This is a genomic window from Aeromonas sp. HMWF016, from assembly GCF_963878195.1.
Taxonomy (GTDB): Bacteria; Pseudomonadota; Gammaproteobacteria; order Enterobacterales; family Aeromonadaceae; genus Aeromonas; species Aeromonas lacus.
In genome coordinates, this window is the sequence record NZ_CAWNWX010000059.1 from 12,199 (window position 1) to 16,552 (window position 4,354).

The 4,354-nt window shown below is 50.3% G+C and carries 3 protein-coding genes; all 3 read left to right on the forward strand.

What is annotated here, in order from left to right; translation table 11 throughout:
- On the forward strand, positions 1 to 1,136 hold a 1,136-nt coding region (gene tssI / locus AACS24_RS21895; protein ID WP_258223154.1), incomplete at its 5' end, for a type VI secretion system tip protein TssI/VgrG.
- Positions 1,137 to 1,170: 34 nt separating this feature from the next.
- Positions 1,171 to 3,897, forward strand: coding sequence for a glycoside hydrolase family 19 protein (locus tag AACS24_RS08565; RefSeq protein ID WP_258223155.1), 2,727 nt, complete (start codon positions 1,171 to 1,173; stop codon positions 3,895 to 3,897).
- Positions 3,887 to 4,354 (forward strand): hypothetical protein (locus AACS24_RS08570; RefSeq protein WP_219927762.1); only part of this gene is annotated, 468 nt, incomplete at its 3' end. The genes AACS24_RS08565 and AACS24_RS08570, both read left to right, overlap by 11 nt.

Here is a 4,354-nt window from a genome sequence, read left to right on the forward strand (position 1 = left end):
GGCAAATCGTCCATATCCGCCACACCGGTGAACAACCCCAGGCCTTGGAAGAAGAAGGTGGCAGCGGCCCGACCGTCTACCACAACGAATTTGGTGTAGTGAAGGCGAGCACCACCTGGCGTGCCCGTATCGGCAGCCCCGAGGCACCCCACAAGCCGATGGTGGACGGCCCGCAAATCGCCATGGTGGTGGGCCCCGAGGGCGAGGAGATTTACTGCGACGAGCACGGCCGGGTGAAGCTGCAGTTCCCGTGGGACAGATATGGCAGCTCCAACGACCAGAGCTCCTGCTGGGTGCGAGTATCGCAAGGCTGGGCTGGCGGTCAGTACGGCATGATGGCCATCCCGCGCATTGGTCACGAGGTCATCGTCTCGTTTCTGGAAGGAGACCCCGACCAGCCCATCGTGACGGGGCGCACCTACCACGCTACCAACCGGCCGCCGTATGAGCTGCCTGCCAACAAGACCCGCACCGTGCTGCGCACCGAAACCCACAAGGGTGAAGGTTTCAACGAGCTGCGTTTTGAAGACCAGGCAGGGCAGGAAGAGATTTATATCCACGGTCAGAAAGACCTGAACGTGCTTATCGAAAGCGATGCGACGTGGCACATCAAACACGACGAGCATCGGGATATCGACTTTGATCGGGTAACCCGCATCAGAAAGGTGCCGGGTAAGGATGGCGCTCCGCCCAGCCTCGGCAATGACCACCTGACAGTTGAAGGTGAAAAACGCGACCACATCAAGGCGGACTATTCGCTGACGGTGGATACCTCCCTGCACCAGAAGATGGGCCAATCCCTGTTAGTGGAAGCCGGTGAAGAGGTGCATATCAAGGTGGGTGACAAGCTGGTGCTGGAGGCGGGCTCCGAGATCACCCTCAAGGGGGGGGGCAGCTTTGTGAAAGTTGACCCGAGCGGCATCAAGCTGGTGGGCCCCGCCATCAAGCTCAATGCCGGTGGCAGCGCGGGCGCGGGGTCTGGCTGGGCTGGTCAGGCTCCCGTTACTCCCAAAGGGGTTGAGTTGGTCAAAGCCCCGGAACTGGTTGAACTGGTCAAGGCGATTGCCACCGAGAAGGCGATGGAGGCGTTGCTCAAGGTGTTGGAGCCCGATAGCGATTATCAGCCCTCAGCTTGATGTTCGACGAACAACTTAGGATTGAATGACAAAGATGAAAATCGTCTATCCCATGCAACTGGCGGGTGAAAATGGCTCCAGCGAGATTGCATCCCTCGATGAATTTATCAAGAAGATCAATGGTCTCAAGAGCGGTACCTTCCCGATAGGCCGTAACCGCATCTGGCACGGTGGTATCCACTTCAGTAAAAGCGGAGGCTGGCACCCGAGCGGCGCAGTGCGCGCGATTGCTGACGGGGAGATTGTGGCCTACCGACTGGCGACCAAACCAGCCAAGGCGACCCGTAGCTCCGAAAAGGGCAAGCCAGAGGGAAAGATTGACTTGTATACCTCCCCTTCGTTTTGTCTGGTACGTCATTGCTACGAAGCCGGTGAGCAGAACAAGAATCGCCTGACCTTCTACAGCCTCTACATGCACATCGCCTGTGAGAACAGCTACAACAGTCCCGAGGCTGCGCGAGTAACGGTCAAGGGGACAGGTGTGTCCACCTATAAACCTGTGGTAGAGGGAACTCCTCCCAAGCTGATACGTCGGCTGTCTGGCGATAAACCTGTCTATGCGAAACGGGGGGCTGAAGTGAAGTTGGTCGACCAGGAAGTGAAGAACCTGCTTAACCACAAAGATGAGCCCCACGATTACTATCTGGTGCACTACGTTGATGACCCGGACAGCCTGTTCCATATTGCGGCAAGCCAATTGCAGCAGGAATTTCCACAAAAGCCGACGTGGATGACGCCACCGGAAGGCAAGCCAGCTCGCTGTAAGATCCCTGGTAATACATGGCTACGTAAAAGCGCTGACACCACAGCTGAGAGCTTGGGGTTGCCTGCAGGTAGTGAGGTCGTGATATCTGGTGAGCCGGCACAAATGATAAGCATCAATGGCGGCACGACTGAGTTTCGTAAAGTACAGGTTTTCAAGGTGGGCAGCGGCACTGTCAAAGACAGTGCCAATCAGGTGATGACCAATGTCAGCAAAGGTGCCGTTGGCTGGCTGGCAAAAAGCAAGATGGGTGCCAGACTGACCGCCGAACCGACTATCCCCGTCGAATTCAAAGACGATGCGCCGGTTGTTAACCGCAGTGCAAATCCGATACCGGTGCAGGCCGGAGAGATCATCGGTCATTGGGGTGAGCATGAGCTAGCCACTGCCGGTGCCAGCGGTTTCGAGAAAGACGCAGACAGCAAAGCCGTGCACTTTGAGGTGTTTGTGGCAGAGAGCGACAAACAGGCGCTTGAAGATTGTATCAATAACAAGGCGCGAGTAACCGGTGGCCAGGGCTACCTGCTGGTAAAGAAAAAGGTCACTACCTATCGTCTCACCAGCGATAGCCAACATGGTTTTCACGAGGTTGCCAATTTTGGGCCGCTGGTCTTACCGTTGGCGGTGAAAGAGTCTGATATTGTCACTCACGGTGCCAACAACTTTGTGAAAGTGCGTGAGCGGACTGCTGCGGACGGGGAGTTGGCTGGCGAGTTCGTATTGCAGGGCGGTGATGTCGAAGTCATCAGTCAGCACGACTGGCACAAGCTGGGTGTCAAGTTGGTCGATGGCAGCAGCGATGACGATGGATTTTTGGACAAGGCTGATACCGAGAGTGAAGATCCGCAACAGAAAGAGGCGAGCAAATTTTTCAGTACCCTCTATGACAAGCTGGTGACAGACAGGGACAACGATGGCACCCTGAGCGGCAATGACATCAAGGCCGCGTTGGCCGATGAGGAGTTGGCGGGCAAGTTGCGCATGTTGTTTATCAAGCACAAAAGCGAATGGGTACAGCCAGGCAAGGAGTGGCCGCGCTTAAAACAGGAGTTGGCTGAGCAGCCGAAACTCTATGAATATGCGATGCAGGTACACAAAAATATGGCGTGGATGGACGATGCCAGTAAGATATTGGGTGATATCAAGCCTTGGTTTATTCACCCTGCGGGGATGATGGGGTTGGTGGGAAGAGAAAAACGAGGGTTTAAATTTACTCTTGACATGATGAAATGTATATACACCAATTTCAAGAGGAACAATAGCAAGGATAAGGAGTTACAGGGAATAGCTGATGAATTGAATGAGCATATTGATTTTTATCAGCTCGACACACCATTAAAAAGAACCCATTTCTTTGCACAGATTCTTCAAGAAACAGGGCCAGACTTGAATGTTATTGAAGGTGGAATCTGGAGTGTTAGTGCTATAAAAACTTTTCTGGGTGGTAGTACTCGTCGCTATCCAGATGGGCGTCTTTATGCCGATGTTCATGGATATGTTACAAAAACAGAGAAGCCACGCAGATATATTAAAAGTGATGGCAATGATGTTACTCTTGATGACCAAATTGCGATTGTCAATACAATATATGGGAATCGAGCTGAACTAGGTAATGGTTCTTATAGCTCCAATGATGGGTGGAACTATAGAGGAAGAGGCTTGAAACAAGTTACAGGAAAAAGCAACTATACCAGTTTTAATGATTGGCATAAAAGTAATCAATCTAAGTGGCCTAATGATATAATTAATGCTGTTGATGATTTTGAGATACTATCAGAAATAAAGTTTGCTGCAAGGTCAGCGGCATGGTTTTGGATAAGTAATAGTAGTAAGGCAAATCCAGATCCACGTGCAAAATGCTTTGATTATGCAAATGAAGCAAGCGATGCAGCAGTGGATAGAATTACTAACATCATAAATCTTAATACAGATTCCAGACAAAAAAGAAAAAATAACTTTTGGCGCTTATGGAATGAGGAGGTTCTCCATGACCAATAAATATATATTAGTCACCCTTGCCATTTTCTCATCGCATTCTTATGCAGGCGAGTATATCTCAGGCTCTTTGTGTGGCAGCCAAGAACAAGTATATGCGTCATGTACACTTGAAAATAAAAAAATAGTTTCATTTTGCGGTGTCCCTGTAGGCGATAAAAACAAAGATATGACATTGGTTCAATATAGATACGGCACACCTAAAAAGATAGAGTTAAAATATCCTGAAGAGGCAATGAGCCCAGAAGGGATTTTTTTTAAAATTGATAGCTCGTGTGGTGTTATCGGTGGGGCAGGTGAGAAAAATAAAGTTTGTGGTGAGAGTGGGGTTAAACGTTCTGTTGCTTTAACATTTTATTCTGGATTATTTAGGTATTCATTTTTCTATCAAGGTGATTTTAATGATCATACTTTAGAATCAGAAAGGATGGGATTAAAGGTTGACAAAAAAGAGCGTAAC

Coding starts and splice junctions, on each gene's coding strand:
- AACS24_RS08565 (WP_258223155.1), top strand. CDS start 1,171: ATGAAAATCGTCTATCCCATGCAACTGGCGGGTGAAAATGGCTCCAGC.